Origin of the sequence: Bartonella sp. AS69XJJH (assembly GCF_042195585.1) — a bacterium.
GTDB lineage: Bacteria > Pseudomonadota > Alphaproteobacteria > Rhizobiales > Rhizobiaceae > Bartonella.
In genome coordinates, this window is the sequence record NZ_JBHIOO010000049.1 from 1 (window position 1) to 4,302 (window position 4,302).

3 protein-coding genes and 2 pseudogenes are annotated in these 4,302 nt (G+C 41.0%); all 5 read right to left on the minus strand.

What is annotated here, in order from left to right:
- Positions 1–578, minus strand: a pseudogene (locus ACFIK6_RS09210) (phage tail protein); the annotation flags it as partial.
- 12 nt (positions 579–590) lie between these two features.
- The gene (locus tag ACFIK6_RS09215; protein ID WP_375677578.1) at positions 591–1,241 is read right to left on the minus strand and encodes a transglycosylase SLT domain-containing protein; all 651 of its coding nucleotides are present in this window, start codon (positions 1,239–1,241) and stop codon (positions 591–593) included.
- A complete protein-coding gene (locus ACFIK6_RS09220) occupies positions 1,238–3,304 on the minus strand; it encodes a glycine zipper family protein (protein ID WP_375677579.1) in 2,067 nt (688 codons plus the stop codon). Before ACFIK6_RS09220 ends, ACFIK6_RS09215 begins: the two co-directional genes overlap by 4 nt.
- A 1-nt stretch (position 3,305) precedes the next feature.
- Positions 3,306–3,980: a hypothetical protein gene (locus ACFIK6_RS09225; RefSeq protein WP_375677580.1), complete on the minus strand. Its 675-nt coding sequence runs from the start codon at positions 3,978–3,980 to the stop codon at positions 3,306–3,308.
- Positions 3,956–4,302, minus strand: a pseudogene (locus tag ACFIK6_RS09230) (hypothetical protein); the annotation flags it as partial. The pseudogene ACFIK6_RS09230 and the gene ACFIK6_RS09225, both read right to left, overlap by 25 nt.

A 4,302-nucleotide genomic window follows, 5' to 3' on the forward strand; every position in this document is an offset into this window, starting at 1 on the left:
TCAAATAAATCACGATAATCACGACGCAAATAAGCCTTCCCATCGCAAATTAACCAATCCTTTGGAATCCCGCGCATGCCAAACGTTCCTATGAACCCCGTGGGATAAAGACTGCTTTCTTCTTGCAAAGGAATAGAGGTAGGATTAACAAGATGCCAATGATCTCCATTATAAACCAATGTATAAATGCACCCTTGTTGAATTTCGCCCCCCGATAATGCACGAATGCCTAATTCCGTTGCTTTATAAACCGGCTTGCCATCTAAAGTGTTTAAGACAATCGTGGTTGCTCCAACATTCTTCCCCATAGCCATAAAGCGCAAAACAATACCATTCTTATACTCTAAAAACTGTGAGATGCTTGCAAGTCTTATCACACTCGTTTGTTGGACATGATCATTTGTAACAACCCCTTCAAGCGCTCCACCCGTGTCTGACAAATACTCACTTATCCTTTGCATCATCACACGGGCGCTCGTATTCACACTGCTAGGCTGCTGTCCTTCGGACCAATCAATCAAATCATCTACGCGCGTATTATCCGCCGCTCTAAGCGACCAATCATAGATCGTTGACATCTCTCATAAATCCTAATTCCGGTAAAATGGTCCGTAAAACGCCCGCATGAATTGCGTCATCAAAGGATTATCATCTTCATCACTCTCTTTTTCTTCCGAAGCTTCTTCTTGTGATGCTAATAATGCCCTTAAAACCTCGAGAAAATTGTCTCTATTTCTAAAGCCACCCTGCGCTGTAGGACTTGCTCTATAAGGCTGCCCCCCATACATCTGCAACACACGGTTGACAAAATCACTTGCACGCATAGCGTTGTTACCACCATTCAAGCCAACCGCATTGCTGCCAACAATTTGCGCCGCATTCGCATGGGGATTTTGAAGAAGCCGCGCGGCTCCCCCTGCCCCTTGTTGATGTGCTAAATACAACTCCGCTTCACTAGGCGCTCTTCCCAACAGACGGCTTAAATGGTTGCGATTATCAAGCGTCAACCGCCCCATGGCATCTGCCGCTTGCATGGGGTCAAACCGATCCTGCAAACCATATTGTTTGGCGGTGCTATCGATAAATTGATACAAACCACCAGCAGAAGAGCGGGGATTCCTTGCATTGGGATTCCCACCACTTTCAACTTGCGCAACACGGTATAAATAACTCTCTGGCAAACCATAACGTGCTGCCGTTTGCCGTATCGCTTGATTGACAGAAGGACTATAACGGGTCATTTCGCATACTCTATTGAAGCACTAGGACCTAACCCTTTTGCTACAGCTCTAGAAACAATCTTCAAGCCTTCATCCGTTATCACACCGGCTTTATGCCACTTCAAAGCACTTTGAATCAATTTGGCAATTTCATTGCGCTCCATTCCTTTAACGCCAAAAGTTGCTAACTTCGCTATACCGCGCTCTAGCTCTTGTCTTGCCCGTAGCGCCTCTGGAGCATTCGGGTGGAAAAATATGTTTCGTGCTAATTTGAGAGATTCAGTTGGCCAATACAAAAAATTTGACAAATTAATTCCATCAAAAAGAGAAACCTCAGGAGTGCCTTCAAATTTGCTAAAACCCTCTTTTGCTGCATCAGAATAGAATTGCTCCTGATCTACTGCCTTTTTAAAAGTAGAAAACCGTTCCGGTCCTATGGTCCTTTCAAGATTCTCAGACGCAAGATTTTGTTTTAAAAGTTTAGAAAATTCATTAATAGGGTCATCATTTTTTCTGAGTAAATCATCTAAGGCATCTCTCATACCCATCTGATAGGTATTATTTTGTTTTGTCCAATTCCCTTTAGAAAGATTTTCCTTAACTGCATCCCTTTCAATACTCTTTTCAAGTTTCGTGCCTAAAGCTTGTCTACCCTTCTCAAAACTATCTGCAAAATTTTTGAATTTTGCTGCACTACCACGCGCTGCTTGATAAGTAGGAGAGATTTGATCCATTATTTTTACTAAATCTTGTTTGAGGATTTCGTATCCTAAAACCTTCTGGTTATCGCCATGTTTCTTACTTTTTTCGATTAAATCATCAAGAGACTTCTTGGTTTGATCTAATAACTCTATCGTAGGTTTATAGTTTATACTGCTAAACTTTCTATTATAAAATCGTCTAGGATTTATACTGAGGGGGTGTTCCTCTAAAGTCTTAACAGCTTCTTTGAGAGCTCTTTGAAACCCTTTATTCTCAAAAAAATTATTAAGAGCTGGATAATGTTCTTTTCCTATTGGAATTTGCTTCGCTTGTTCATAGAGATGATCATGAGCCTCTTTTCCTTGCCGTTTAAGTGTCCTGCTTAAAATATCGCTATGCTGGTATGGAACAATCGTCTGCTCCATCATATCATCAAGACGTTGAACAGAACCGCCTAATCTTTTCTCATGCGCTTGTTTCAAAAGATGATAAACATCTTCATTTGTTTTAGACGCATTCCACAAAGTCTGTCGTAGTTTTTCATTAATATCTGTCAAAAATACTTCGTGAGGTTCTGAACTAAGACGTTCCGTGATCTTTTGGGTTTTATTATCGTAAAGTTGCTTGGCAACTTCTCTCAAAGCTTTATTTGAAACCTCTTTACGAGCAGGATTAAAATAATTCCTTACAAGTGGAGGCGATTTTAAAGCATTTCCTAAACTACGAACTGCCTTAGAAATACCTATACCTCCTAAAGCAGCAACCGGCGTCAAAACTGCCCCACCAACACCACCGGCTAATGCCGAATTTACCGTATCATTGTAACCTTTTCCTGCACCAGAACCATGTAAAGCTCCAGAACCTGCCCCAACAAGAGCTCCCCTACCTAAACTTCCTAAAGTCGAGCCTGCTCGCAAAAAATTTAATGCGGGAATACCAAATGATGCTATTGTTGGTAAAATCGAACCAGCAATATAAGCACCAGAAGATAACCAAGGATGTTTCTTTTCCAAGGCTTTTTGGTAAGCACGTTCTTTGGCTACTCTTCTGTTATAGATTTCTTCGGCTTTTTTATCGCCGCTCCAATAATCCGTAAAACCCGCTTCATTCGCCGCTTGTATCTCATCACTATAACCTGCCGTGAGACCAGATGTACCATGGCTTCTAATAGCATCCCACCACGTAAGATCTTTATCATCAAATGAAAAATCATCTGCTGTAAATTTTGTATTAAATGAAGCCGTATCATCATCAACAAGAGGGGAATAAGGAATATAACCCGTTGTTTTTTTTCCTTGATTACCACGACTGTTCTTCACCGAAGACGTACCATCATTATCGGATACATCATCAACAATGCGAGAATAAGGAATATATGCCATTTTAAGCCCCTTTAACCCTTATCTTTCCATCTTCACCAATAAAGCGTGCACCGGAAGGCAATGCATCTTCCTCTTCTTTGCTGGTAACAAGTGGCAAAGCATTACGTCCTTGCTGTGGAGCTTTAGAATGCGGCTGTGAGGTAACCTTATCAACACTCTCTTGCGTTAATTCAATGCTGCTGTCTTCTAGCAATTTCAATACGTCTAATTTCATCTTAGCCAAAATCTGATGGATTTTTTTCAACCTAAACAAGATCTCTTTATGACCCAAGTCGTACTTTATCTCTCCTAAATAGCTCTTTAAGATATCAAGCTCTCTTTCTGTAAGGTTACCAAAACCAGAAGCACCATTGCGTGAATACCGTCTCATCGTTTCTAAACGGTCAATACCTATACGATTTTTAATGGAATCAAGCAGTGAACGCATATCACGGTGTTGAGGAATCTTAAAAGAAGCTTGCCAATCAGCAAGATTTCCCGTAGCCCAATCACCATTCTCTTCTATATAATTCATAAAACGTTCAATGTCACGGAGTGTATTACTACTGATAGCTTCACTATTTTTAAGATCTATTGTTTCTCGTAGGCGGTCCATTTCTTCTTTAGATCTAGCATCATAACCGCCGTTCGATTTTTGTAATAGAAAAGCATTCAACGCATCTTTATTCCCAGCCATAAACCGCGCTTCTTCTTCGCTGTATCCTTGGACTTTAGATATTCGACGGTCTGGTTAACCTGTCCTCTTTGCTTATCTCCTTCATTAAGATGCTTCACACCACTTGCAAGCGCATCCCATCCAGAACCATCTGTGGGTGCTGCCGCCATACCTGCAAAAAGATCTTTGAGCTTCTGATACGCATCAGATTGAAAAAACTTATAAGTATTGGACTGTAAAAATTTCTCTGCATCTGTCAATTCAGGAGTCGGTGTTGGAGATGCGGGTGCTAATGGTTGCGTTTGTTCATTAACATGAGGTTTAAGTTCTTGTGGAGTACTCT